Here is a 24,297-nt window from a genome sequence, read left to right as displayed (position 1 = left end):
GACACCCTTATGACGACCACCCTCCCCAAGCCCCGGCGCGCGCGCGCTGCGGTCACCGAACCGCCCGTGCAGCCCGACACGACCGGCCAGCTCAGCGACAACGACATGTACGACCGCATGGTGTCGGCCATCCTCGACCACCGCCTGCCGCCCGGCACCAAGCTGGTGGAGGACAAGCTGGCAGCGGCTTTCGGTGTCTCGCGCACGCGGGTGCGGCCTGTTCTGGTGCGGCTCGCCAATGAACAGGTGGTCACGCTCACACCCAACCGGGGTGCCTCCATCGCCCAGCCCACGCCGCAAGAGGCGCTGGAGGTGTTCGAGGCCCGCCGCTTGCTGGAGCCGCGCCTGGTGGAGCTGTTCATTGCCAACGCCACCGATGCCGACATCGCCGCGCTGCGCACCTGCATCGATGACGAAGAGGCCGCCCGCGCCAGCGGCGACATGCGCCGCGCCATCCGCCTTTCGGGCGACTTTCACCTGCACATCGCGCAGGCGGCCGGGCACCAGACGCTAGGGCGCATCCTGCGCGAGCTGGTGTCGCGCACCTCGCTCATCCTGATGACCTACAGCCCCAGCCACGCCCAGACGCGCGAAGAGGCCACCGCCTGCGGCTGCCGGGAACACCGGGCACTGATTGATGCCATCCGGCTGCGCGATGCCCGCGAGGCACCCCGGCTGATGCTGGCCCACCTGGCGCGGATCGAGTCGCAGCTGGAGTTCACGCCGCCTGCGGCAGAGGCGCCCGATCTGGCGCGGTTGCTGGGTGGTGTCTGACGGTTTTTCCACACGCTTGCCCATGCGCCAACTGCTCGTCATCAACCCCAACATGTCAGCCCATGTCAGTGCCTTGCTGCAGCGGCATGTGCAGGCGGCTGCGGGCTCGCATGTGGCGGTGCGCACAGCCACGGCCCGTTTCGGCGCACCGTACATCGCGTGCGAGGCGAGCTACGCCGTGGCAGCCCACGCCGCGCTCGATGTGTGGGCGCATGAGATCGCACAGCCACATGCCCCGCCCGACGCGGTGCTGATCGGCTGCTTTGGCGATCCGGGCCTGATGGCGCTGCGCGAGAGCAGCCCCGTGCCCGTCACCGGCCTGGCTGAAGCGTCATTCATCGAGGCCGCGCGCCACGGCCGCTTTGCCATCGTGACGGGCGGCGAGCGCTGGGGCCCCATGCTGCAGCGCCTGGCCCAGGCGCTGGGCCACGCCCACGCACTGGCAGGCATTCACACCGTGGCCCCCACCGGCGCCCAATTGGCGGCTGACCCCGAGGCGGCCCGTGCCTTGCTGGCCCAGGCCTGCCGGGACGTGGTGCGCCAGATGGGCGTGCAGGCCGTCATCCTGGGTGGGGCGGGGCTGGCAGGCATGGCTGCTGCCGTGCAGCCGCAGGTGTCGGTGCCCGTGATCGACAGCGTGGTGGCCGGTGCCACCTGGGCGCTGCGCGCGCATCCCGTGCCGCCGGAGCGCAAGGTGGCGGGGTTTGATGTGGCGTGGGCGGGGGTGTCGCAAGAGATGGCAGCTTTAGGGCGGGCAGGGGTGGTTTGACTGCGCCCGGGGGGAAGCTTAGTATTACGTTTGTAATTACTTGGAGTTCTTCCTATGCACATGCTTAAGCTGACCCAGATCGGAAATTCTGTTGGTGTTGTTTTGCCGAAAGAAGCCCTGGCGCGTTTGAAGCTAGGCAAAGGCGAATCCATCTTCCTCACTGAAACGCCCGATGGCTATGCGCTGACGCCGTACGACCCCACTCTTGAGGAAGAGATCAAGGCTGGCCGTGAGTTCATGCACGACTTTCGTGACACCTTTCACCAGTTGGCTAAATGAGCTGGCGCTGGGTGAGCAAGCAAGCGCTGGTTCTACTCCACGGTGAGAGCCTTGCCACGCACGGCGGGCGCGAAGGCATGCGCGATGAGGGGTTGCTGGACTCTGCGCTGATGCGGCCGCAGAACATCTTGGCTTATGCGGCTGCCGACAATCCTCCAGACACAGCGGCCCTAGCCGCCAGCTATGGGGTAGGCTTGGCCAAGAACCATCCCTTCGTAGACGGGAACAAGCGGGCTGCCTTCCTGGCCGTGGGCTTGTTCCTGTACCTCAATGGCTTTCGTTTACAGGCCACCCAGACAGACGCCACGTTGACCATGCTCGCCGTTGCCGCAGGCGACATCACCGAAGAAGCCTTTGCCGCCTGGCTGCGGGAGCACGCTGTAGCCCGTTGAGTGAAATCTGAAGCTTTTTTGGGCTCTACCGCCTATCCAGTAAGCGCTACAAGCTATAAAAATAATAGCTAGATGCTGGGCCTGCTGACTCAGGGCGTCGGCGTCTTCGGCTTGTAGTCGCAGTATTCACTCACCACACATTCCCAGCAGCGCGGCTTGCGCGCCTGGCACACGTAGCGGCCCAGCAGGATGAGCCAGTGGTGCGAGTCCACTGCGTAGGCTTCAGGCACACGCTTCATCAGCTGCAGCTCCACTGCCAGCGGGTTTTTGCCCGGCGCCAGACCGGTGCGGTTGCTCACGCGAAAGATGTGCGTGTCCACCGCCATGGTGGGCTGGCCAAAGGCCACGTTCAGCACCACGTTGGCCGTCTTGCGGCCCACGCCGGGCAGGGCCTCCAGCGCTTCGCGCGTACGCGGGACCTGACTGCCGTGCTGCTCCACCAGGATGCGGCAGGTCTCCATCAGGTTCTTGGCCTTGGTGCGGTACAGGCCGATGGTCTTGATGTAGCCCTCCAGTCCCTCCAGACCCAGGTCCAGGATGGCCTGGGGCGTGCCAGCCACGGGGAACAGCTTGCGCGTGGCCTTGTTCACGCCCACGTCGGTGGCCTGGGCCGATAGCAGCACGGCGGCCAGCAGCTCGAACGGGGTGGTGTATTCCAGCTCCGTGTTGGGCATAGGGTTGGCCGCCTTGAGGGTGGCGAAGAAGGGCTCGATCTGGGCGGTTTTCATCATCATCGTTGGCGGGGTGGGGCAGGGGGCTGGCTTCTTTTGGCGGGCGTGGCTGGTGCCGCATTGTCCCGCAGCTGCGCCTGCAGGAACTCTAGGAACATGCGCACGGCGGCGGGCAGGGTGCGGCCGCTCAGGGTCTGCAGCTCTGCGGCGCGGGCGCCCATGCCGGGCTCGCGGATCTGGGCGGCGTGCAACTCGCCGCGCAACACGCGGTCGCGCACCGTCACCTCGCCCGAGATGGACAGGCCGCCACCATGCAGCACAAAGTGCATCAGCGTCTCGAAGTGGTTGCACACCAGTGCGGGCTCAAAGACCAGGCCCCGCTGGCTGCAGCCAATGTCGAACAGCTGGCGCACGGTGTTGTCGCGCTCGGGTAGGGCGATGGGGTAGGCGTGCATCTGCGCCAGCGTGACGGAGTGCAATCGCGCCAGCGCGTGGTCGGGCCGCATGATGGCGATGACGGGTGCGGCCTGACGGTGCTGCACCGTGATGTCCCGTTCGGCCGAGCGGCTGTAGGTCAGGCCAATGTCTGCATCGCCGTTGAGCACCGCCACGGTCACAGCTGCCGGGCTGGCCACGCGCAGGTGGAACTGGATGCCGGGGTACTGCAGGCGGAACTGCGCCATCACGCGCGGCAGGAACTCGATGGCGAAACCCGCAGAGCTGCAGATGCGCACCAGCCCCGTGCGCAGGCCCTGCAGCGCCTGGATGTCGGAGACCACGCGGTCGGCCTCCAGCGCGCCCCGCCGCGCATGGGCAGCCAGCAGCTCGCCCGCTGCGCTGGGCGCCATGCCGCGCGGCCGCCGGTCAAACAGCGGCACGCCCAGCAGGTCTTCGAGGGCGGCGACTTGGCGGCTCACGGCCGAGGGCGACACATTGAGGCGCGTGGCGGCCTCGCTGACCGAGCCGCTGCGCACTACCTCCAGAAAGTAGCGCAGTGCCGTGTCCTGCAAGCGGCTGGAAAGCATGGGGGGCCTTTCGGAGTGTGGATTGCATAAAACGCAAAGATAACCCCAGATATCGTTGATTATCGAAACGCAGCGAGCTGCTTATGCTGACTTGCAAATGACACATTCACCGGCCTCAGCCTCCATGCCTTCCGCAAACAGCGTCACCCCGGGTGGCACCCCCAGCCACATCGTGGACTACACGGCCACCGGCCTGTCGCGCGCCATCCATGCGCGGGAGGTCTCCTGCACCGAGGTGCTGGACGCCTACCTGGCCCAGGTGGACCGGCTCAACCCCGTGGTGAATGCATTGGTGGCGATGGCGGACCGCAACGCCCTGCGCACGCAGGCGTCAGAGCGCGATGCGCAACTGGCACGCGGCGAGAGCCTGGGCCCGCTGCATGGCTTTCCGCAGGCGCCCAAGGACATCATGCCCGCTGCGGGCATGGTCACCACGCGGGGTTCACCCATCTTTGCGGGACAGGTCTCGGCCACGGATGCGGTGGTGTTCGAGCGGATGCGCGCAGGCGGTGCACTGTTCATCGGCCGCAGCAACTCTCCGGAGTTTGGCCTGGGCGGCCACACCTACAACCCGGTGTATGGCACCACACGCAATGCCCACAACCCGGCCGTGTCGGCGGGCGGCAGCAGTGGCGGCGCAGCGGTGGCCGTGGCGCTGCACATGCTGCCCGTGGCGGATGGCTCGGACATGATGGGATCGCTGCGCACGCCAGCGGCTTTCAACAACGTGTATGGGCTGCGTACCTCGTTCGGCCTGGTGCCGCACGGGCCGACGGAAGAAGTGTTCTTCCAGCAGTTCAGCGTGGCCGGGCCCATGGCCCGCAACATCCCGGACCTGGCGCTGCTGCTGTCGGTGCAGGCGGGTTTTGATGCGCGCCTGCCGCTCACGCGGCGCCATGAGGACGTGGCCCTGCTGGGCCAGCCGCTGGAGCGTGATTGGCGCGGCGCCCGCATTGGCTGGCTGGGTGACCTGGGCGGCCATTTGCCCACCGAGCCTGGCGTGTTGGCCACCTGCGAGCAGGCGCTGGAACACTTCCGCACGGTGGGTTGCACCGTGGAATCTGTGGTGCCCGCATTCAATCTGGAACAGCTGTGGAACGCATGGATCGACTTGCGCAGCTTCAGCGTGGCAGGGGCCAATGCGGCCTTGTATCGCAACCCGGCCACGCATGCGCTGCTCAAGCCCGAGGCGGTGTGGGAGATCGAGCGTGGCATGCGCCTGACGGCTCTGCAGGTGTACGACGCGGCCCGCGTGCGCAGCGCGTGGTACCAGGTGCTGCGCGGCCTGTTCGAGCAGTTCGATTTTCTGGTGTTGCCCGCTGCCCAGGTGTTCCCCTTCGATGCCGGGCTGGACTGGCCCTATGAGGTGGGCGGCCGCACCATGGACACCTACCACCGCTGGATGGAGGCCGTGGTGCCCGCCACCATGGCGGGCCTGCCCGCGCTAGCTGCCCCCGCAGGCTTTGGGCCTGGCGGGCTGCCTGCGGGCTTGCAGATCCTTGCCCCGGCGCAGCAGGATGCCGCCGTGCTGCAGATCGGCCATGCCTATGACCAGGCCAGTGGCTATGCCCTTGCGGCGAGCCCGCTGCTGGGTTGATGCGCCTGAAGTCCGTCCCGCTTTTCCAGAATTTTTTGACCGGAGAACTCCCCATGCCCTTGCTGCGCTCCCGCTTTATTTCCTGTCTTCTGGCTGGCGCGTGCGCGCTGGCGGCGCCCGCCGTGGCCTGGGCGCAGGCCTATCCTGAGCGGCCGGTCAAGCTGGTCATACCGTTTGCACCCGGCGGTGCCACCGACATTTTGGGGCGGCTGCTGGCCACGGCCCTGGGCGAGCGCCTGGGCCAGCCCATGGTGGTAGAGAACCGGCCCGGTGCGGGCACGGTGGTGGCGGCCTCGCTGGTGGCCAAGGCACCGGCCGACGGCTACACCCTGCTGCTGGGCGCCAACACCACGCTCACCATGAACCCCGCCATCCGCACCAACCTGCCGTATGACCCCGTGCGTAGCTTCACACCCATCGGCATGGTGGCGGACATGGGGCTGCTGCTGGTGGCGCACAACGATGTGCAGGGCAGCACGCTCAAGGACATCGTGGCGCAGGCCAAGGCCGCGCCGGACAAGTTCTCGTATGGCTCCTACGGCACGGGCTCATCGGTGCATTTTGGCGCCGAGATGCTCAAGACCACCGCAGGTTTTCCGATGATGCATGTGCCCTTCAACGGCAGCTCGCCCAACCTGACGGCGCTGATGGGCGGGCAGGTGCAGCTGGCGGTGGACACGGTGGTGGCCTCCACCCCGCTCATCAAGGCGGGCAAGATCAAGCCCATTGCCGCGCTGAGCCCGCAGCGCCTGGCGTTGCTGCCGAATGTGCCCACTGTGGCCGAGAGCGGCTACCCGGGTTTCGACATGGGCTCCTGGTTCGCTTTTGTCGGCCCTGCAGGCCTGCCCGCTCCGGTGCAGAAGAAGCTGGAGAAGGCCCTGGCCGACACCATGGCATCGGCCGAATTCAAGAAGAAGCTGGTGGACATCGGCATGACCCCGGCCTGGGGCAACGGCGATGCGCTGCGCGCCCGCATCGAGCGCGAACTGCCACTCATGCGCGCCGTGGCTGCGCGGGCCGATATCCGCGTGGATTGATACGCGGGCGCCGGCGTGTGACTCAGGTCACGCGCTGCACCGCCAGGCACAGCCAGCACGGAAACGCGCCGGTGGCGGGGTTGACGGCGAAGTGCTCGTCATACACCTCGACAGCGGGTCTGGCCGCCACCTCCCAGCCTTCGGGGATCTGCCCCGGGGCCGTCATGCGGGCCCAGGCTGCGCCGATCTCGGGCCCGGTGCCAACAAACTGAAAACAGGCGTAGTCGCCTCCGGGGAAGTCCTGCACCAGGGCCTCGGTGCCCGTACGCAGGCCCACGCCCACTTGCACACAGGCGTCGTAGCGGCACTGCGCAGGCGGTGTGCAGGCGGGGTTGTCCAGGCTGATGCCGTAGTACTTGGGGCGCGGCTCGCTCAGGCCATGGGCCTCGCACCAGCGGCCAAAGCGGTCCCACAGCTGCGTGAGGGAGGGGCCATAGGGGCCGGTCTGGCGCATGTAGGCGAGGCGCATCGGTGGCAGCTGGCGGATTTCGAGGGGCATGGGGGCTCCGTAGCGAGGCGGTGGTTCAGGTTTTGGCCCCCGCAGTCTAAGCCGCAGGAAACCTGCACGCCAATTGGCGACAATGCGGGATCCTTTGCCACCCACTTCTGTCCACGCCATGCAATTTGCCGACCGCCTGAACAACGTAGAAACCTCCGCCATCCGCGAGCTTTTCAAGCTGCTGGGCAAGCCCGGCATCATCAGCTTTGCGGGTGGATTCCCCGACAGCGCGATGTTCGACGTGGAAGGCATCCGCGCCGCCAGCAATGCAGCCCTGGCCGAGGAGCCCGGCGCAGCACTGCAGTACGGCGCCACCGAAGGCTACAACCCGCTGCGCGAGCAACTGGCCGCCTTCATGACGAGCAAGGGCGCCAAGGATGTGGCGGCCGACAACCTCATCGTCACCACCGGCAGCCAGCAGGCGCTGGACCTGCTGGGCAAGACCCTCATCAGCCCCGGCGACAAGGTGATTGTGGAAGGCCCGACCTTCCTGGCGACCATCCAGTGCTTCCGCCTGTACGGCGCCGAGCTCATCAGCGCGCCCATCGACGGCAACGGCGTGAAGACGGATGAGTTGGAAAAGCTCATCGCTGAGCACAAGCCCAAGTTCGTCTATCTGATCCCCACCTTCGGCAACCCCAGCGGCGCCATGCTGAGCCTGGAGCGCCGCAAGGCGGTGCTGGAGATGGCCGTGAAGCACAACACCCTGATCGTCGAGGACGACCCTTACGGCGACCTGTACTTTGGCGATGCGCCTCCCCCCAGCCTGCTGAACCTGTCCGCCACCGTGCCCGGCAGCCGTGAGCTGCTGGTGCACTGCGGCAGCCTGAGCAAGGTCTTGTCGCCCGGCCTGCGCGTGGGCTGGATGATTGCCCCGGCCGAGCTGTTGGGCAAGGCCACCATGTGCAAGCAGTTCAGCGATGCACACACCAGCACCTTTGCCCAGGCGACAGCCGCGCAGTATCTCAAGGCAGGTCGCATGCCCGGTACGCTGGCCCATGTGCGCAAGGTGTATGCCGAGCGCGCCCAGGCCATGGGCGACGCGCTGCGCAAGGAGCTGGGTGATGCCATCGAGTTTGTGCAGCCGCAGGGCGGCCTGTTCGTGTGGGCACGCCTCACGGGTTCAGGCGGCAAGGTGGCCGATGGCAACGTGCTGGCCAAGCGTGCGATTGAAAAGGGCGTGGCCTTTGTGCCCGGCACGCCGTTCTTCTGCGCCAACCCCGACCACGCCACCTTCCGCCTGTCGTTCGCCACGGCCGATGTGGACAAGATCCGCGAAGGCGTGGCGCGCCTGGGTCAGGCGATCTGACGCCTCCATGTCTGACGCCAACGATCTCGCCAGCGTTCTCCAGCGCCTCGAAAGCCTGGAGATCAAGGCCAGCTTCACCGAAGACCTGCTGGACCAGCTGAACATGACCATCTACCGCCAGCAGGAGCTGATCGACCGCCTCGCGCAGGAGGTCATCCAGCTGCGCCGCCAGGTGCCCGAGGGCGGCGGCGTGGCGCCGCGCAACCTGCGCGACGAGTTGCCTCCGCACTACTGAACTGGCTCTAGGCTTTCACCGACCGCCACGCCGCGTCTGCCAGCTCTGCGCGGTAGGTGGTGGGCGAGGGCAAACCACCCTGGGCCGCATTGCCCGACAGCCAGGCCCTGCAATAGCTCTGCACCGGCCCCATCACCAGCGATGGCATCAGCTCGCACGGCAGGTCGCGCACCGCACCGGCGCGGCGGTGGGGCTCGAACCAGGCCACCAGTGCCTGGTTGCGGCGGTGGGCTGCGTCGGCCAGGTCGGGCGTGCGGGGGCCAGCAGCCACCGCGCCGCGGGACTGAAACAGAAAACGCGCCCGCTCGGGCTGCGCCACCACCCAGTCCAGATAGCCCGTGACGAGGGCATGCACGCCCGCCTCCACACCCTGGGCGGCATCCAGTTGCGCCTGCACGCTGCGCGACTGGTCGTGATAAATCTCGAAGAACAGCGCCGCCACGATGCCGTCGCGGTTGCCGAAGTGGTGGTAGATGCTGCCCACGCTGGCCCCGCAACGCGCGCGCACGCCATCGATGGTGACGGCATCGACCCCGCCTTCGGCCGCGCAGGCCAGGGCGGCGTTCAGGATGTCCTGACGGCGGTCTGCCGTTGCTTCGGCGGGGGATGAGACGGGGGGCGGGGAATTGCGGCTTGCCATGGAACGGGATTCTAGAATAAAGTTCTAGAAAATACTTCTAGTCCACGATTCTTCCATGCATTCCTCTCCTCCCATGGCTGCTCCTGCCGCCTCTGCAGCCGCTACCTCCATGCCCGGCGCCGCCTTGTACCCGCACCTGCTCGCCCCGCTCGATCTGGGCTTCACCACCCTCAAGAACCGTGTGCTCATGGGCTCCATGCACACCGGGCTGGAGGACGGGCGCGACCTCTCGCGCATGGCGGCGTACTTCCGTGAGCGGGCAGAAGGTGACGTGGGCTTGATCGTGACGGGCGGCTTCGCTCCCAACATCGCGGGCTGGGCCAAGCCGTTTGCGGGCACCTTGTCCACCTCGGGCGCGGCCAAGCGCCACCGGGTGGTGACCGACGCGGTGCATGGCGCGGGCGGCAAGATTGCACTGCAGATCCTGCACACGGGCCGCTACGCCTACCACCCGCTGGCCGTGGCGCCCTCGCGCCTGCAGTCGCCCATCTCGCCGTTCACGCCGTTTGCGCTGTCGGCGCGCGGGGTGGAGCGCCAGATCCGCGCGTTTGTGAACTGCGCCGTGAAGGCGCGCGAAGCCGGATACGACGGCGTGGAGGTGATGGGCTCGGAGGGCTACTTCATCAACCAGTTCCTCTCGCAAGCCACCAACCTGCGGCGCGATGCCTGGGGCGGCGACTACAGCCAGCGCATGCGCCTGCCGGTCGAAATCCTGGCCCGCATGCGCGAAGCCGTGGGGCCGGACTTCATCATCATCTACCGCCTGTCGATGATTGACCTAGTGCCCGGCGGCAGCGCCTGGGACGAGATCGTGACCTTGGGCAAGGCCGTGGCCACGGGCGGCGCCACCATCGTCAACACCGGCATTGGCTGGCACGAGGCGCGGGTGCCAACAATAGCCACCAGCGTGCCGCGCGCGGCGTTTGCCTGGGTCACGCAGAAGATGAAGGCCGAATTTGCAGCGGCAGGCATCGCCACGCCGCTGGTCACTTCCAACCGCATCAACACGCCCGAGGTGGCCGAGCAGGTGCTGGCCGACGGCTGCGCCGATATGGTGTCGATGGCGCGGCCGCTGCTGGCCGATGCCGCGTTTGTGAAGAAGGCGGCGCAGGGCCGGGCCGACCGCATCAACACCTGCATCGCCTGCAACCAGGCTTGCCTGGACCATGTGTTCCAGAACAAGACCAGCAGCTGCCTGGTCAACCCGCGCGCCTGTCATGAGACCGAGTTGGTGTACCGCCCGGTGTCGTCGCGCAAGCGTGTGGCGGTGGTGGGCGCAGGGCCAGCGGGCCTGACCGCCGCCACGGTGGCGGCGGAACGCGGGCACGAGGTGCACCTGTTCGACGCGGCGCCCGCCATCGGCGGTCAGCTCAACATGGCCAAGGTGATTCCGGGCAAGGAGGAGTTCCACGAGATGCTGCGCTACCTGGGCACGCGCGTGGAGGACACGGGGGTAAAGCTGCACCTCAACCGCAAGGTCGCAGCCGCCGACCTGGCGGGCTTTGACGAGGTCATCGTCGCGACCGGCGTGGAGCCACGCGACCCGAAGATCCCCGGCCAGGACCACCCCAAGGTGCTGAGCTACATCGACGTGCTGCGCCACGGCAAGCCGGTGGGTGAGCGCGTGGCGATCATCGGTGCGGGCGGCATCGGCTTTGACGTGGCCGAGTTCCTCACGCATGGCGACCACCCCTCCACCACACTCGATTTGCCTGCCTGGAAAGCCGAATGGGGCATCACCGACCCGGCCGAAGCGCGCGGTGGCCTGGCCGCCAGCGGCCCGCGCGTGACACCCCCTGCACGGCAGGTGACGCTGCTGCAGCGCAAGAAGGGCAAGCTGGGCAATGGCCTGGGCAAGACCACGGGCTGGATCCACCGCACCGTGCTCAAGATGAAAGCAGTGGAGATGGTGGGCGGCGTGAACTACGAGCGCATTGCCGACGAAGGGCTGCTGGTCTCTTACGGCGAAAAGCGCGAGGACCCCACCTGGATCGCCTGCGACACCGTGGTGCTGTGCGCGGGCCAGGTGCCCTTGCGCAGCCTGGCGCTGGACCTGGAGGCCCAGGGTCGCAAGCCCCATCTGATCGGCGGTGCGCTGGAGGCGGGCGAGCTGGACGCCAAGCGCGCCATCGATCAGGCGGCGCGGCTGGCGGCGCGCCTGTGAGGCACGGGCAGGGCGTGGTTTACGGCAAAAAAAGGCCGTTTCCGCGCTCTGGATATGCCTGAATAGCTATATATTTAATAGCAAATGACGGTTGTGTGCCCTGGCCTGACGCAGGCCCTCAGGTGGCGGCGGGGGCCTGCAGCGCATGGAACACCCGCAGCGCCGCCCAGGCGTCGTTGGCGGCGTAGACCAATTGGGCCTCGGTGAGCTTTTCGTTGGCCCAGTTGGAGGTGGCGGCTTTCTTGGATTTGATGAAGCGCCGGTTGAACAGCACGGCCACAGCGCCTTTCACGCCCATGTCCTTGCGGTAGCCGCGTTGGCGGAACACGGTGTTCAGCTCCAGCACGTCGCTGGGTTGCACACCCAGCTTGGCCTGTATGCGCTTGGTGTCGTCGCCCAGCCCAAAACCCGCCTTGGTCACGCCGCGCAGCGCCAGCAGCTCGGCCACACGCGCGCGGCAGCCGGGGTCGTGCAGCTGGAAGACCCAGGCATGGTCGAGTGTCGCCAGCTGCACGACGTGGGGCCCGTCGGACTGCTCGCCCTGCACGAAGGTGGGCTTGGATTCGGTGTCAAACCCCCAGGCGCTGGCAGCGGCCAGGGCATCACAGGCCTTGTCGGCCTGGGTGGGCGTGGAGACGAGTGCTATGCGGTCGGTGCCCAGGCGCTCAAAGGGTTCCAGCAGGGCGATCTGGTCTTTGTCCGGGGTGGGGTGGTGGGAGGGGCGTGCACCGGTGTGGTGGCGCCGGGCAGGGGGAGTGGCCGTCATGCGGGCATTGTGCCCTGCTCCCGCCTGCGCACAGTTGCGTGGATGTGCTGCTGTGCGGCTGCGCGCCACCGCTCAGCGCACGCCGCTTTTGCGCAGGCGGGGAGCGTCGGCCAGGTGCGACAGGGCCTGTTCGCAGGCCGCCACCGCCAGGGCCTGGTGCGCCGCCAGCCAGCCCAGGCCAAACCAGGCCACAGGGGCATTGGAGGTGGTTGCCAGGTCGCCATACAGCCCCTGGGCCACGCGCTCGTCGTTCAGCTGGCCCAGGGCCGACAAGGCGGGCTGCAGGCTGTCCAGAAAAGCGGCGCTGTCGGCATCCAGCCCAGGCGCCACGAATTCGGTGAGGTAGCGCAGGCGCTTGAGGCGTTTGCGCAGCCGATGTTGCTTTTGCATGGTCAGTGCGGCGAACCCCTGCGCGTCCTGGCGCACCTGTGTGTGCAGGCGCTTGATGCGTTTTTGCAGCAGGCGGCGGGTGTCTTTCGGCCCCAGGGCTTCCGTTCCGTCCGCGTCTGTGTCTGGCGTGGTGGCAAGGGGCGCGTGGCTTTGGGCCGTGAAGGTCATGAGACCGATCAGCGCGGTCTGGAATGCGGAGGTGCACACGATGTCGGCTGCACCCGTGCTGGCACCTGCTGCGCTGGCACTGCCCGTGGGCGGCTCGGCCAGGGCAGGGGCACTGGCGGCCTGCATGCGGGCATGGACGGACTGCAGCACCTGGCTTCGGTCGCGCAGCTCGCCCAGGCGCCGGAACACGTCCACCAGGGGCGCGTCCCACGCGGGGTCGAAACGGCCGGGGGCCAGCGGCGCCAGCTCGCGCAGGGCCGTGCGCAGGCGGCGAAGGCCAATGCGCAACTGGTGCACATGTTCATCGGTGCCCGTGCCTTCCGCGATCTCGCTGCTGTTGCTCAGCACCTGCTGCAGGCAATAGGCGACCACGGCCCGTTGCAAGGCCGGGCCCTGCCAAAAGGCGGGGCCCGCAGCATGGGCGACCATGGCCCTGGCTTTGGTGGCAGGCCGGGACCATTGTGCTGCCAGCAGCCGCTCGCCGCGCTCGGCCTTGGACACCGTGCTCAGATACAGCCCATGCCGCGTGGCCCAGCGGGTGGCCAGGGCGGCGAGCCCTGCCACGGGCCCGGTGGTGAGTTCCAGTTCCAGCTCGCAGATGCGGGCTTCTTGTTGCTGTGGGGTGCCCCGCTGGGCCACCACCCGCCCGGTGTCCAGAGCCAGCTCCACCACACCCCCTTTGAAAGCGATGTTCCGCGTCACGCGGTCCATCTCGGTGCCGTAGGTTTCTACCAAAGGGCCCTGGGCCGCCTGTAGCGCCGCCACCAGCCGCGCACCAGCGACCGAGCCCGCATGCAACTCGGGGCGCGGCGCCAGGCTCGGTGGAGCATCGCCCAGAACCACGTTGTGTTCTTCCCGGTCCAGCGGGCCCAGGCCCAGGGCTTTGACGGTCTGCACCCACTGCGCGCCCTCGCGGCGCAGCCGCAAGGCAATGCCCCGGGACGACAGGGCCGCGTCGGGCGTGTCGAAGTAGCGCGCCTCCATGCGGATCGGCGTCCACCGGCCCCGGCGCACGGCCGCCTGCACAGCGGCCAGCCGCTCGGGGGGAATGCAGAACTTGAACTCGATTTCCATGGATGACTGCGGCGCTCGCGCTGAATTGTTTTTTTTGATTAATGAAAATGAATATAAAAATAAATTTTCAGCAATTTGGGATTTGGTTGATTTATTGCTGCAAAGGCGCGGAAGAAGAAATCAAACTCAAGCCCAAGGGCGTTCCTTTCTGGTCGCGAATGGATGTGATGACCTTGAATGCAGTGGCTTGCACCCGGTCTGGCAGGCGCACAAAATTGTTTTCACTGACCAGGGTATCGCCATTCACAAAGGACCAGATAATGAATTTGAGCGCCTGGGTGGTTTGCTCCGGGTTGCTGGTGACCTTGGGGAACACCACAAACGTGCCCATGGTAATGGGCCACGCCGATTTGCCGGGCTTCTGCGTCAGCGTGTTGTTGAATGCGCCGGTGGCAGACCATTCGCTGTTGGCCAGTGCGGCCTTGAAGGCATCGATGGAGGGTTTGACAAAAACACCTTCGGCATTCCTCATCTGCACCGAGGCCAGGCCGTACTCGGCCACATAGCCAAAATCCACATAACCAATGGCGCCCACGGTGTCGCGCACGCCCTTGGCCACGCCCTCGCTGCCTTTGAAAGCCATATGGCCGTCGGGCCATTTGATGCTGGTCTTGACGCCAAAAGACGCCTTCCATGGGGCGCTGACCTTGGCCAGGTAATCCGCGAAGTTGTAGGTGGTGCCCGAGCCGTCGGCGCGCACCACCACCTTGATGGGCAGGTCGGGCAGGGGCGTGTCCGGGTTCAGGGCGTTGATGTCGGGGGCGTTCCAGCGGGTGATTTCGCCCATGAAGATGCGGCTCAGCACCTCGCCCGTCAGACGCAGCTGCGCGTTCTGGACCTTGGGCAGGTTGAAGATGGGGCTGATGCCGGTGATGGCCACGGGCAGGGCGATCAGGCCGTGCTCGATCAGGTCCTTGTCGGACGGATGCACATCGGTGGCCCCGAAACCCACGGCCTGTTGCTGGATTTTCTTCATGCCCGCACTGGATCCGACGGGATCGTAGGCCACCCCGGAGCCCGTGGCCTTGGTGTAGGCCTTGGCCCAGCTGCGGTAAATGGGCGCTGCGGCTGAAGACCCTGCGCCGGTCACAGTCTGCGCGCCAGCGGCGCCCGCGGTCAGCAGGGCCCATGAGAGGGTCAAAAGGGCGTAGATAGCTTTCATGGATTTTTCTGTTATTTGTTTTGAATATGTTTGTATTTGTCGAAACCCTGCAGGCCCCTGGCCTGCGAGGCCGGTAGCTTAACAAAAAATATTATCTTTCTTTAAAGCCCGGTGAGGGTGCAATGGTCTTGTTGCTGCGTCATGGTTTTGTCATTTGAAACAAATAGTATCTTTCTCCGATGGCCATACCGTGGCCGGAAATGGTGGCTGAAACAGGGGTGGCACGACCACACCAGGTTTTCGCCACACGGATCGAACGCGATGGTGGTGCCCCCGGGGCCGCCACCGGGACATTGACGAGACTTTCAGATGCTTCAAAAAATCAAAATTGGCACCCGACTGGCCCTGGCATTTGCCGTGCTGCTGCTGTTGATCTCGGCCCTGGCGGCGGGCGGCATCAGCGGTGCCAAGCGCCTGACCGAGCGCAGCGCAGCGCTGTATGGCGACCGCACGGTGCCTTTGGGCGTGCTGTCCGAGATCAGCCACCTCACCCAGCGCAACCGGGTGCTGGTGATGGACATGCTGATGGACCCTGGCACCAGCAACCTGCAGGCCAGCCACACCGAGCTGACGGCGAACGTCGAGCGCATCCGCAGCCTGTGGGCCAGCTACACGGCCAAGCCGCTGGCCGCTCAAGAACAATCCCTGGCCCAGGCCTTTGCCGAGGCCAACACCCAGTACCTGGACAAAGGGCTGCTGCCCGCCGCGCAGGCGCTGGTCTCGGGCAAGTACGACGACGGGTCGGAGCTGTACATCACCCAGATCCGCCCCCAGGCTGCCAAGGTGCAGGCGGCGGTCGAGCAGCTGGTGGGCCTGCAGATCGATGTGGGCGCAGAAGAGTTTGGTGCCGCCAAGGCGATGAGCGAGACCATCCATGTGTGGATGCTGGCCGCGACCGCGCTGGCGCTGCTGGTTGGGGCGGCGATGGCGCTGGTCATCACGCGCTCCATCTCGCGCCCTCTGCAGCAGGCCGTGGCACTGGCCCGCACCGTGGCAGGCGGCGACCTGAGCGCGCAGATTGTGGTGCGCGGAAGCGATGAAACCGCCGAACTGCTGGGCGCCCTGCGGGAGATGAACCAGCAGTTGGTGCGCGTGATCACCGAGGTCCGCGACAGCACCGAAACCGTGGCCCGGGATGCCGTGCTGATGGCCGGTGGCGCCGAAGACCTGGCCCGCCGCACCGAGGTGCAGGCCTCCAACCTGCAGGAGACGGCGGCCTCGATGGAGCAGCTCACCATCACCGTGCAGCACAACACCGACAACGCCCACCGCGCCACGCAACTGGCGCAAGAGGCCAGCAAAGTGGCCAATGAAGGCGGCAGCGTGATGCGTGACGTGGTCGCTACCATGCAGGAGATCAACCTGCAATCGCAGAAGATCACCGACATCATCAAGGTGATTGACGACATTGCCTTCCAGACCAACCTGCTGGCCCTCAATGCCGCCGTGGAAGCAGCCCGCGCCGGCGAGCAGGGCCGGGGTTTTGCCGTGGTGGCGGGCGAGGTGCGGGGGCTGTCGCAGCGCAGCAGCACGGCGGCGCGTGAGATCCGGGGCCTGATCGCGGCCAGCGTGCAGGGCGTGGGGCGGGGCTCGGCGCTGGTGGGCCAGGCGGGTGAGCGCGTGGCCAACACCGTGCGGCATGTGAACCAGGTCGTGGCCTTGATCAGCGAGATCCAGAACGCGGGCCAGGAACAGGCCCGGGGCATCGCCCAGATTGGCGAGGCCGTGCGGCAACTGGATGTTGCCACGCAGCAGAACGCCGCCCTGGTGGACGACAGCTCGTCCGCCTCCACCGGTGTGAAGAACCAGGTCCGGCGCCTGCTGGAGGTGATCCACCAGTTCCGGCTGGCGCCCGATGGGGCCCGCCCGGCCGTGGATGCACTGGAGGGGCCCCGACAGGGCGGATTGCCGCTGCCATCAACAGCGCCAAACGCGCTGGGGGCGGCGCTGCCCGCCGGGGCTACGCCGCGCCAGCCGCAGCTGTCCATGGCGCCGCGCTAGGCCACGGCGTGCCCGCATCTTCCGTGACCATGCACCGGTGGGACGGTGGCGCACCGGCAGCCCGGCCATGAATCACACCGATGTCCTGATCGCCATTGCCGAAGTGGCGCGCAGTGGCGGCGCGTCAGCGCCTGAGGACGCGATCGCGCAACTGGCCATGATCATCGACGGCCTGGAGCTGTCGCAGCAGGGCGCCGAGCAGGTGATGGAAATGCTGCTGGGGATTGCCGCCTGCCTGTGGAACCTGCAGCAGGAGCGGATGCGCTTGTAAAAGTGGCGTGGCCCCGCCTGCCTTGCGGAGACACGGCAGGGGCGGGTCGCCCCGCGTCAGTCGCCCGGTGTTTCGAGCGAGGCGATCTGGTCGCGCCCCCGGTGCTTGGCCAGGTAAAGCGCCTGGTCGGCGCGGTCCAGCATGTCGCGCAGGCTGCGGTCGCTCTGGCGGAAGGCGCCCACACCCAGGCTGGTGGTGATGCGGTAGGCCTGGCCCGTGTCGTCGTTCAGCTGCAGCGCGCGCACGCTCTGCAGGATGCGGTGGGCGGCCTCCAGGCCCTCGGCCAGGGTGGTCAGCGGCAGCAGCACACCAAATTCCTCGCCCCCGAGGCGCCCCACGGCATCACTGGCGCGCAGCTGGCTTTTGACGGCCTGGGCAAAGGCCACCAGGGCCCGGTCCCCCTCCAGGTGGCCATAGCGGTCGTTGATGGCCTTGAAATGGTCCAGGTCCAGCATCAGCAGCGTGAGCGGCTCGCCGCTGTGGCATGAGTGGGCGTACGCGGATTCCGCCGTCTCCAGAAACGCGCGTCGGTTGGCAATGCCGGTGAGCATGTCGGTGGTGGCCAGCCGCTGCAGCTCGCGCTCCAGGTTCTTGCGCTGCGTCACGTCGCGGTAGATGCCTTCGACCCCCGCGAAATTGCCCGCATGGTCGTACAGCGCGTGGCTGCTGATGGAGATGTCGATCACCTGGCCGTCGCGCCGCACCATCTGGCCGGGAAAGTCGCTGACCTCACCATCCGCCAGGATCGCGGCCTTGAACGCATCGCGATCGGAGCTGTGCGGGTAGTACGACTCTGCCGTGCGGCCCTCGATCTCGTGCGGTTCGTAGCCCAGCACACGCCGCACCCCAGGCCCCACATGCTGCACGACGCCCTGGGCATTGGTGCGGTAGTACACGTCCTGCAGGCTGTCGAACAGGCGGCGGAAGTTCTGCTCGCTCTCGCGCAGCTGGGCTTCGATCTCGCTCTGGTGGGTCATGTCCAGGCCACACATGAGCACGGCGGGGGCGCCGTCCCACTCCGTCGCCACGCTGCTGATCAGCACCATGCGCAGGTTGCCGCGCGCGGTGCGGATGCGGAACTCGGAGGATTTGTTGGGCCGCCCCGCCTGCCCGGGCACGGCCACCTGCTGGATGCGGTTGCTGGAGCGCACCTGGTCGATAGGGTGCACAAAATCGCCCGAGAGGCGGCCGATCAGGCTGTCGGCGCTGGGCGCTTCCAGCAGCTCCACGCTGGCCGCGTTGGCAAAGCGAATGGCGCCATCCTGTGTGACGAGCACAGCCGCTGGCAGCAGGTGCAGCAGACGCAGGTCGTGGGACATGGGGCTTGGCGGTAACCAAAAGTAATGCACCATTGTGGCACCTGGGGGCCTGGCTGGGAACGGGCGGGTGTCACAGGCGGTACCATCGCCCATGAGAAAAACTTTCCAACTCCACGTCGAAGGCAAGAACCGCGACCGTGTTCTGGATGCCGTCAAGCACGAAATCCGCAAGTACATCAAACGCGAACGGCGCCGCGACCTGCCGGAAGGCGCCGACTTCTGGGACTTTGACTGCCGCTTTGGCCGCACCAAGGAAGACGCCGCCGTGGCGCATCTATCGGCCCTGACCGGGCTGATCAATGAAGTCGCGGCCGAGGGCGGGGCGCAGTTCTATGTGGAAATCCTCGCCAAGCCCGGCAAGCGCCAGCCCCGCGCTGCAGGCGCGGCCGAGGTGCATGGCGTGGATGCGGCCGATGGCGATGGCGATGGCGATGGCGATGGCGATGGCGATGGCGAAGGGGCCTGACCCCGCCGCTTTTTCCCGCTCCCAGGCTCCGTTCAGGAGCCTTTTTTTTCGGCGATTGACGTTGCAGCGGCCGCGGCCGCAGCGGCGCGCAGCTTGTCCTTTTTGCTCGGCCGTTTGCCTTTGACGCCCCCGGTACCCTGCGGATCGGTGGCGGGGGCTGCGGTTTCGGTGGGCTCGAAGCCCTCAATCTGCTCGCGCGGCAGGGCCAGGTGCTGGCGCTTTTCGATCAGCCGGAAATGCGCCTCGGCATCGGCCGTCACAAAACTCACGGCCATGCCACTCTCACCCGCGCGGCCGGTGCGGCCGATGCGGTGCACGTAGTCCACGGCCGAGCGCGGCAGGTCGTAGTTGACCACCGCAGGCAGCTGCGCAATGTCGATGCCACGCGCGGCCAGGTCGGTGGTCACCACCACCTGCCAGCGCTCGTCCTTGAACTCCTGCAGCACCTGCTTGCGCGCGCCCTGGCTCAGGCCGCCGTGGAAAGGCGATGCATAGATGCCCGCCTTGTACAGCTTCTCGGCCACATGTTCGGCCGCGTACTGCGTGGCCACAAACACCAGCACACGCGACCAGTTGTGCTCCTTGACCAGGTGGCGCAGCAACTGGGTGCGGCGGCTGGCGTCCACCGCAATGGCGCGTTGTTCGATGGCGGGTTCGTTGCCCGGGGTGTGGGGCACCTCCACGCGCACGGGGTTTTTCAGCAGGCCATCGGCCAGCGCCTGCACCGCTGCAGGGAAGGTGGCCGAGAAGAACAGGTTCTGCCGCTGTGCAGGCAACAATGCCAGCACACGCTGCAGCTCTTCGGCAAAGCCCAGGTCCAGCAGGCGGTCGGCCTCGTCCAGCACCAGGTGCGCCACGGCCGACAGGCGCAGCGCGTTGTGATCCACCAAATCCAGCAGGCGGCCCGGCGTGGCCACCACAATGTCGGCGCCGCCACGCAGGCCCAGCATCTGCGGGTTGATCGAGACGCCACCAAACACGATGGCTACTTTCAGCGGCTGCTGCAGGTGCTGGGCCAGGCTGCGCAGCACCTCGCCCACCTGGGCGGCCAGCTCGCGCGTGGGCACCAGCATCAGGGCGCGCACCCGGCGCGGGCCGCCAGGCCCTTGCGTCTCGCTAAGCTGCAGTTGCTGCAGCAAAGGCAGGGCAAAAGCCGCTGTTTTGCCGGACCCCGTCTGGGCTGCCCCCAGCAGGTCAGCCCCTTGCAGGATGGCGGGGATGGCGCCTGCCTGGATGGGCGTGGGCGCGACAAAACCCGCTTTTTCTGCAGCGTGGACAAGGGCAGGGGACAGACCGAGGGAGGCAAAGGGCATGGAAGCGGCGCTGGGGCGGCGGCAGGAAGGGCTACACAGCAGCGCGAAACGGGGAAGGAGATGGGGGGATTGTCGCCGCAGTTGCTGTCCTGGCCCCCGCGCGCACCGGGGCGATGGCATTCCGGGCCGCACTGCGGGCCCTGCAAAGGGGCATCGCGCAGATAATCGGGGCCACCGGCGCCCCGCCGGTTTTCCCTTTTTGGTAGCGCCATGGCCCTCACCCTTGACTCTTCTGCCATCACCCACGGCATCCAGCTGGCGGTGGCCCCTGTGTTTTTGCTCACCGCCGTGTCCGGCATGATCGGCGCGGTGGCCGGGCGCCTGGCCCGCATCATCGACCGGGCCCGCGTGGTGGAAGACCGTGCCCGTGCCAGCACCGAGCCCGAGTTTCTGGCCCGCGCCTACAAGGAGCTGGCCGACCTGCGCCTGCGCGGGCGGCTGGCCAACGGCTGCATTGCCCTGCTCACGTTCTGCGCCTTCCTGATCGGCATCACCATCATCCTGCTGTTCCTTGGCGAAACGACCAACTTCCAGTCCAACCGGCTGGCGGTGGCGGGTTTCCTGGCGGGCGTGGCGTCCTTCCTGCTGGCATTGGTGTGCTTCCTCACCGAAACCCTGCTGGCCACCCGCCTGCTGGACTTCCACATGCTGCAAAACGAGGTGGAGCACAAGCGATGAAGTCATTCGCAGACCTGGGTGGCCTCGTCTACTCCACCGAATCGGGCCGCATGTGCCCCGACTGCCGCCAGCCCGTGGCGCAATGCACCTGCAAGCAGAACAAGCCTTTGCCCACCGGCGACGGCATCGTGCGCGTGTCCCGCGAAACCAAGGGCCGGGGCGGCAAGGCCGTGACCCTGGTCAAGGGCGTGCTGGTGGACGAGGCTGCACTCACGCAACTGGGCAAGCAGCTCAAGGCGGCCTGCGGCAGTGGCGGCACGGTGAAAGACGGTGTGATCGAAGTGCAGGGCGACCATGTGGAGCGTGTGATGGCCGCGCTGCAAAAACTCGGCCACAAGGTCAAGCGCGAGGGCGGCTGAGGGGTTGGCGATGGATGCGGACAAGTTGCAGCGCCTGGTCACCACCGAGATGCCTTACGGCAAGCACAAAGGCACGTTGCTGGCCGACCTGCCCGGCAACTACCTGAACTGGTTTGCGCGTGAGGGCTTCCCCAAGGGCGAGCTGGGTCAGTTGCTGGCGCTGATGCATGAGATTGACCACAACGGTTTGTCGGACCTGCTCAAGCCGTTGCGCGGAGCGCGCGCTGCAGAACGCTGAGGTCCTGAACAGGTCCTGATCTGCCAGTTACCTGCCGTGCCCGGCTGCTTGGGCTGACCCGGGTGCCTGTGCCTTGTCGGGCGCTGGCCACAGACCGCTGGAGCGCCACAGCATGGTGGCGATCATCGCCAGCGCAATCAGCAAGGGGCGCATCACTCCGGCATCCAGTTGTCCGTCGGTCACCGCCTGCAAAGGGCCGACCACGTAGCGCAACACTTCGGGCAGGGCAGCAAGCAGCACGGCTCCCAGGACGACGCCCGGGATATGGCCCATGCCGCCAAACACCACCATGGCCACGATGAGCACTGACTCGTTCAGGCTGAAGGCTTCGGGCGAGACAAAGCCCTGGAAGGCCGCAAACATGGCGCCGGTGACACCGCCAAAACTGGCTCCCACGCCAAAAGCCAGCAGCTTGAGATTGCGGGTGTTGATGCCCATGGAGCGTGCCGCAGTTTCGTCGTCGCGGATGGCCATCCATGCGCGGCCAATGCGCGAATCCTGCAGGCGCTGGCAGGCCCCTATGGTGATCAGCACCAGGGCCAGGAACAGGTAGTAGTAGAGGGTGACAGAGGCCAGTTCGTGGCCTGCCACGACCAGAGGTTTGCCCAGGTCCACCCCCAGGATGCGGACCGGGTCGATCAGCCCCAGGCCCTGTGCGCCGTGGGTGATGTTGACAGGGTGGCCCATGTTGATGACCAGCAAGCGCACGATCTCGCCAAAGCCCAGCGTGACCACTGCCAGATAGTCGCCGCGCAGTTTCAGGGTGGGTGCCCCCAGCAGCATGCCCAGGATGGCTGCCAGCGCCGCGCCCAACGGGATGGTCACCCACCAGGGGGTGTGCAACCCGTTGGGAAACCGTGCTGCGATCCAGGCAAAGTGCTCTGTCAGGTGCGGCGAGGTCAGCAGCGCAAACAGGTAGGCACCCAGAGCGTAGAAGGCAACATACCCCAGGTCGAGCAGGCCCGCATAGCCCACCACGACGTTCAGGCCCAGCGCCAACATCACGTACAGCAGGCTGATGTCCGCCACACGCACCCAGTGGTGGCCCCAGCTCTGCAGCACCAGGGGCAGCAGGAGCAGGCTGGCGGCCAGGCCAGCGTGCCTGGCATGCCGTGCGAAACATGTCCTCATGGGCGGGCGGGAGCGATGCTGCGCTGCATGAAACGCCACTGGCTGTGCCACGCGACAGGCACCTCGGTGCCTTCGTATGCTGCGCAGTCGGTGAACCCGTGGGTGTCGTACAGCCGGTGTGCCGCCTCCATGAAGGGGGCAGTATCCAGGCAGAGGTGAGTGTGGCCCCATCGGTGGGCATCTGCGAGCAGCCTTTGCAGGGCCGACGACCCCAGCTGCATGCCCCGATAGGCGGGGCGGACGTACAGGCGCTTGATCTCGGCGATGTTGCCAGCCAGTCTGCGCAGGCCGCACATGCCAGCAGCCTTGCCGTCCACTTCGATCAGATAAAGCGCGCTGCCCGTTGAGAGCCCTGCGCAGAGCGCCTGAACCACATCCACGTCGCCATTGGCCTGCGGCAGCTCGACTTCGGGAGTGCACCGCGCCATCTCGCGGTGCACCCAGGACAGATATTCCGCTTGCAGGCCAAGCAGTGAATCATGGAGAGCGCTGGGACTTTGGGCGCTCGCGTGAATGAACAACGGGGTGGTCATGCGGTGGGTTTGAGGGTGGGTTGGAGAAGATTAAACTGGCTTGAATGGTTAAAAAAGTGGTTTCTATTCCTTTCATTGCGGAATGAAACGCTTGAATGAGGCGCATTGCACACACCCAAAACGGCGGGGCATATGGACAAGTTCAGCGGCATGTGGGCCTTTGTCAAAACGGCAGAACTGGGCAGCTTTGTGGCGGCGGGAAGGGCGCTGGCGATCTCCGCGTCTGCCGTGGGCAAGGGCGTGGCGCGGCTGGAGCAGGAGGTGGGTGTGCGGCTTTTGCAGCGCAGCACCCGGCGCATCCAGCTCACGGCAGAGGGGAATTTGTTTTACGAGCGCTGCAGGCGCATCCTGGATGACTTGGACGATGCTCAGGCCATGCTGTCCCTGTCGCGCGAGGCCCCCCGTGGACGGCTGCGGGTGAGCGCGCCCATCGTGGGTTACCACTTCCTGATTCCCCTGGTGCCGGAGTTTCTGGCGCGCCACCCCGAAGTGGAGCTGGACATCAATTTCAGCGACCGTGCGGTCGATCTGATCGACGAAGGCATTGACGTGGCCATCCGCAGCGGCGATCTGCGCGACTCCCGTCTTGTCTCGCGCCCTTTGCAGGCGTTTCGGCTGTTGTTGTGCGCGGCCCCGGCCTACCTGACGCGCCATGGCACCCCCGTTGCCATGCGCGACCTGGAGCTGCACGCCTGCGTGCGTTTTCGCCACCCGGACTCCGGCAAACTGCTCGACTGGCCCTGGCGCGAGAACCTGGACAGCCCCGAGCCGCGCCTGCGCACCGTACTCGCCTGCAACAACATCGAGGCGGTGTTAGGCGCCACGCTGCGCGGGCTTGGCATTGCCTGTCTGCCTGACTTTCTGGTGCGCAATGCCCTGGCCGATGGCCGACTGGTCAGCGTGCTGGAGCAGGACATGGGCCCCAGCCGCCAATTCAGGGCGCTGTGGCCCTCCAGCAGGCATTTGTCACCCAAGGTGCGTGTGTTTGTGGATCACCTGGGGGCCCAGCTCTCCGGCCCGCCATAATCGCGCCCATT

The 24,297-nt window shown here is 66.6% G+C and carries 27 protein-coding genes; 16 read left to right on the top strand and 11 right to left on the bottom strand.

What is annotated here, in order from left to right; all coding sequences use genetic code 11:
- Positions 1–9: 9 nt before the first annotated feature.
- Genes AC07Z7_RS07140 through AC07Z7_RS07125 form a run of 4 tightly spaced genes read left to right on the top strand, consistent with a single transcriptional unit; the run spans position 10 to position 2,214 of the window.
- Entirely contained in the window at positions 10–774 is a 765-nt protein-coding gene (locus AC07Z7_RS07140; protein ID WP_056747172.1) for a GntR family transcriptional regulator, read from the top strand.
- A 22-nt stretch (positions 775–796) separates the two neighbouring features.
- Positions 797–1,543 carry an aspartate/glutamate racemase family protein gene (locus AC07Z7_RS07135; protein WP_494765814.1) on the top strand — a complete coding sequence of 249 codons (747 nt, stop codon included), beginning with the start codon at positions 797–799 and terminating at the stop codon, positions 1,541–1,543.
- A gap of 54 nt (positions 1,544–1,597) precedes the next feature.
- Positions 1,598–1,822: an AbrB/MazE/SpoVT family DNA-binding domain-containing protein gene (locus AC07Z7_RS07130; protein ID WP_063461858.1), complete on the top strand. Its 225-nt coding sequence runs from the start codon at positions 1,598–1,600 to the stop codon at positions 1,820–1,822.
- The gene (locus tag AC07Z7_RS07125) at positions 1,819–2,214 is read left to right on the top strand and encodes a type II toxin-antitoxin system death-on-curing family toxin (protein WP_494765813.1); all 396 of its coding nucleotides are present in this window, start codon (positions 1,819–1,821) and stop codon (positions 2,212–2,214) included. The genes AC07Z7_RS07130 and AC07Z7_RS07125 overlap by 4 nt, the downstream gene beginning before the upstream one ends.
- Positions 2,215–2,303: 89 nt before the next feature.
- Here AC07Z7_RS07125 and nth read toward each other — a convergent pair whose 3' ends face one another.
- Positions 2,304–2,942, bottom strand: a complete 639-nt coding sequence (nth, locus tag AC07Z7_RS07120) for an endonuclease III (protein ID WP_494765841.1) — start codon at positions 2,940–2,942, stop codon at positions 2,304–2,306.
- A gap of 2 nt (positions 2,943–2,944) precedes the next feature.
- Positions 2,945–3,910, bottom strand: coding sequence for a LysR family transcriptional regulator (locus AC07Z7_RS07115; protein ID WP_094287616.1), 966 nt, complete (start codon positions 3,908–3,910; stop codon positions 2,945–2,947).
- Positions 3,911–4,034: 124 nt separating this feature from the next.
- Between AC07Z7_RS07115 and AC07Z7_RS07110 the strand changes: the two genes are divergently transcribed.
- Both AC07Z7_RS07110 and AC07Z7_RS07105 read left to right on the top strand, forming a co-directional pair.
- Positions 4,035–5,507, top strand: a complete 1,473-nt coding sequence (locus tag AC07Z7_RS07110) for an amidase (protein ID WP_494765812.1) — start codon at positions 4,035–4,037, stop codon at positions 5,505–5,507.
- Between the two features lie 53 nt (positions 5,508–5,560).
- Entirely contained in the window at positions 5,561–6,544 is a 984-nt protein-coding gene (locus AC07Z7_RS07105; RefSeq protein ID WP_494765811.1) for a Bug family tripartite tricarboxylate transporter substrate binding protein, read from the top strand.
- A 22-nt stretch (positions 6,545–6,566) separates the two neighbouring features.
- Here AC07Z7_RS07105 and AC07Z7_RS07100 read toward each other — a convergent pair whose 3' ends face one another.
- The gene (locus AC07Z7_RS07100) at positions 6,567–7,043 is read right to left on the bottom strand and encodes an AraC family transcriptional regulator (protein ID WP_252658978.1); all 477 of its coding nucleotides are present in this window, start codon (positions 7,041–7,043) and stop codon (positions 6,567–6,569) included.
- Between the two features lie 118 nt (positions 7,044–7,161).
- Here AC07Z7_RS07100 and AC07Z7_RS07095 point away from each other — a divergent pair, with 118 nt between their 5' ends.
- Together AC07Z7_RS07095 and AC07Z7_RS07090 are read left to right on the top strand one after the other, a co-directional pair.
- The gene (locus AC07Z7_RS07095) at positions 7,162–8,352 is read left to right on the top strand and encodes an aminotransferase-like domain-containing protein (protein ID WP_494765810.1); all 1,191 of its coding nucleotides are present in this window, start codon (positions 7,162–7,164) and stop codon (positions 8,350–8,352) included.
- Between the two features lie 7 nt (positions 8,353–8,359).
- Positions 8,360–8,587 carry a SlyX family protein gene (locus tag AC07Z7_RS07090; protein WP_094287625.1) on the top strand — a complete coding sequence of 76 codons (228 nt, stop codon included), beginning with the start codon at positions 8,360–8,362 and terminating at the stop codon, positions 8,585–8,587.
- A gap of 7 nt (positions 8,588–8,594) precedes the next feature.
- Here AC07Z7_RS07090 and AC07Z7_RS07085 read toward each other — a convergent pair whose 3' ends face one another.
- Positions 8,595–9,227, bottom strand: coding sequence for a TetR/AcrR family transcriptional regulator (locus AC07Z7_RS07085; RefSeq protein ID WP_494765809.1), 633 nt, complete (start codon positions 9,225–9,227; stop codon positions 8,595–8,597).
- Positions 9,228–9,336: 109 nt separating this feature from the next.
- Between AC07Z7_RS07085 and AC07Z7_RS07080 the strand changes: the two genes are divergently transcribed.
- A complete protein-coding gene (locus AC07Z7_RS07080; protein ID WP_494765840.1) occupies positions 9,337–11,391 on the top strand; it encodes an oxidoreductase in 2,055 nt (684 codons plus the stop codon).
- A gap of 118 nt (positions 11,392–11,509) precedes the next feature.
- Here AC07Z7_RS07080 and AC07Z7_RS07075 read toward each other — a convergent pair whose 3' ends face one another.
- The 3 genes from AC07Z7_RS07075 to pstS all read right to left on the bottom strand — a co-directional run bounded on the left by AC07Z7_RS07075 (position 11,510) and on the right by pstS (position 14,951).
- Entirely contained in the window at positions 11,510–12,157 is a 648-nt protein-coding gene (locus AC07Z7_RS07075; RefSeq protein WP_252658981.1) for a 3'-5' exonuclease, read from the bottom strand.
- 72 nt (positions 12,158–12,229) lie between these two features.
- Positions 12,230–13,789 carry a CYTH and CHAD domain-containing protein gene (locus AC07Z7_RS07070; RefSeq protein ID WP_494765808.1) on the bottom strand — a complete coding sequence of 520 codons (1,560 nt, stop codon included), beginning with the start codon at positions 13,787–13,789 and terminating at the stop codon, positions 12,230–12,232.
- A 91-nt stretch (positions 13,790–13,880) separates the two neighbouring features.
- Positions 13,881–14,951 carry a phosphate ABC transporter substrate-binding protein PstS gene (gene pstS, locus AC07Z7_RS07065; RefSeq protein WP_494765807.1) on the bottom strand — a complete coding sequence of 357 codons (1,071 nt, stop codon included), beginning with the start codon at positions 14,949–14,951 and terminating at the stop codon, positions 13,881–13,883.
- A gap of 309 nt (positions 14,952–15,260) precedes the next feature.
- Here pstS and AC07Z7_RS07060 point away from each other — a divergent pair, with 309 nt between their 5' ends.
- Together AC07Z7_RS07060 and AC07Z7_RS07055 are read left to right on the top strand one after the other, a co-directional pair.
- Positions 15,261–16,952: a methyl-accepting chemotaxis protein gene (locus AC07Z7_RS07060; protein WP_494765806.1), complete on the top strand. Its 1,692-nt coding sequence runs from the start codon at positions 15,261–15,263 to the stop codon at positions 16,950–16,952.
- Positions 16,953–17,019: 67 nt separating this feature from the next.
- On the top strand, positions 17,020–17,223 hold the full coding sequence (locus AC07Z7_RS07055; protein WP_063461871.1) for a hypothetical protein: 204 nt from the start codon (positions 17,020–17,022) through the stop codon (positions 17,221–17,223).
- A gap of 56 nt (positions 17,224–17,279) precedes the next feature.
- Here AC07Z7_RS07055 and AC07Z7_RS07050 read toward each other — a convergent pair whose 3' ends face one another.
- On the bottom strand, positions 17,280–18,542 hold the full coding sequence (locus AC07Z7_RS07050; RefSeq protein WP_252658985.1) for a sensor domain-containing diguanylate cyclase: 1,263 nt from the start codon (positions 18,540–18,542) through the stop codon (positions 17,280–17,282).
- Between the two features lie 91 nt (positions 18,543–18,633).
- Between AC07Z7_RS07050 and AC07Z7_RS07045 the strand changes: the two genes are divergently transcribed.
- Complete coding sequence (locus AC07Z7_RS07045; RefSeq protein WP_494765805.1) at positions 18,634–19,008, top strand: DUF6172 family protein; 375 nt, start codon at positions 18,634–18,636, stop codon at positions 19,006–19,008.
- Between the two features lie 32 nt (positions 19,009–19,040).
- Here AC07Z7_RS07045 and AC07Z7_RS07040 read toward each other — a convergent pair whose 3' ends face one another.
- Positions 19,041–20,321, bottom strand: coding sequence for a DEAD/DEAH box helicase (locus AC07Z7_RS07040; RefSeq protein ID WP_494765804.1), 1,281 nt, complete (start codon positions 20,319–20,321; stop codon positions 19,041–19,043).
- A gap of 210 nt (positions 20,322–20,531) precedes the next feature.
- On the opposite strand from AC07Z7_RS07040, the gene AC07Z7_RS07035 reads away from it, so the two are divergent.
- From AC07Z7_RS07035 to AC07Z7_RS07025, 3 genes are read left to right on the top strand one after another with little or no spacing between them, the layout of a single operon-like run.
- Entirely contained in the window at positions 20,532–20,999 is a 468-nt protein-coding gene (locus AC07Z7_RS07035) for a DUF2721 domain-containing protein (protein WP_094287643.1), read from the top strand.
- A complete protein-coding gene (locus tag AC07Z7_RS07030; protein ID WP_494765803.1) occupies positions 20,996–21,358 on the top strand; it encodes a translation initiation factor Sui1 in 363 nt (120 codons plus the stop codon). Before AC07Z7_RS07035 ends, AC07Z7_RS07030 begins: the two co-directional genes overlap by 4 nt.
- A 10-nt stretch (positions 21,359–21,368) precedes the next feature.
- Positions 21,369–21,596: a DUF3820 family protein gene (locus AC07Z7_RS07025; protein ID WP_094287647.1), complete on the top strand. Its 228-nt coding sequence runs from the start codon at positions 21,369–21,371 to the stop codon at positions 21,594–21,596.
- A 27-nt stretch (positions 21,597–21,623) separates the two neighbouring features.
- Here the strand turns inward: AC07Z7_RS07025 and AC07Z7_RS07020 are convergent, their stop codons facing one another.
- Together AC07Z7_RS07020 and AC07Z7_RS07015 are read right to left on the bottom strand one after the other, a co-directional pair.
- Positions 21,624–22,727: a branched-chain amino acid ABC transporter permease gene (locus tag AC07Z7_RS07020; protein WP_494765802.1), complete on the bottom strand. Its 1,104-nt coding sequence runs from the start codon at positions 22,725–22,727 to the stop codon at positions 21,624–21,626.
- Entirely contained in the window at positions 22,724–23,260 is a 537-nt protein-coding gene (locus AC07Z7_RS07015; protein WP_165773868.1) for a GNAT family N-acetyltransferase, read from the bottom strand. The genes AC07Z7_RS07020 and AC07Z7_RS07015 overlap by 4 nt, the downstream gene beginning before the upstream one ends.
- 132 nt (positions 23,261–23,392) lie before the next feature.
- Here AC07Z7_RS07015 and AC07Z7_RS07010 point away from each other — a divergent pair, with 132 nt between their 5' ends.
- Positions 23,393–24,286 (top strand): LysR family transcriptional regulator, encoded by an 894-nt coding sequence (locus AC07Z7_RS07010; RefSeq protein ID WP_494765801.1) that lies wholly within the window; start codon positions 23,393–23,395, stop codon positions 24,284–24,286.
- Positions 24,287–24,297: the final 11 nt, after the last annotated feature.

The sequence above is a fragment of the Acidovorax sp. GW101-11A03 genome, from assembly GCF_059424825.1.
This window is presented reverse-complemented; position numbering and strand designations above follow the sequence as displayed.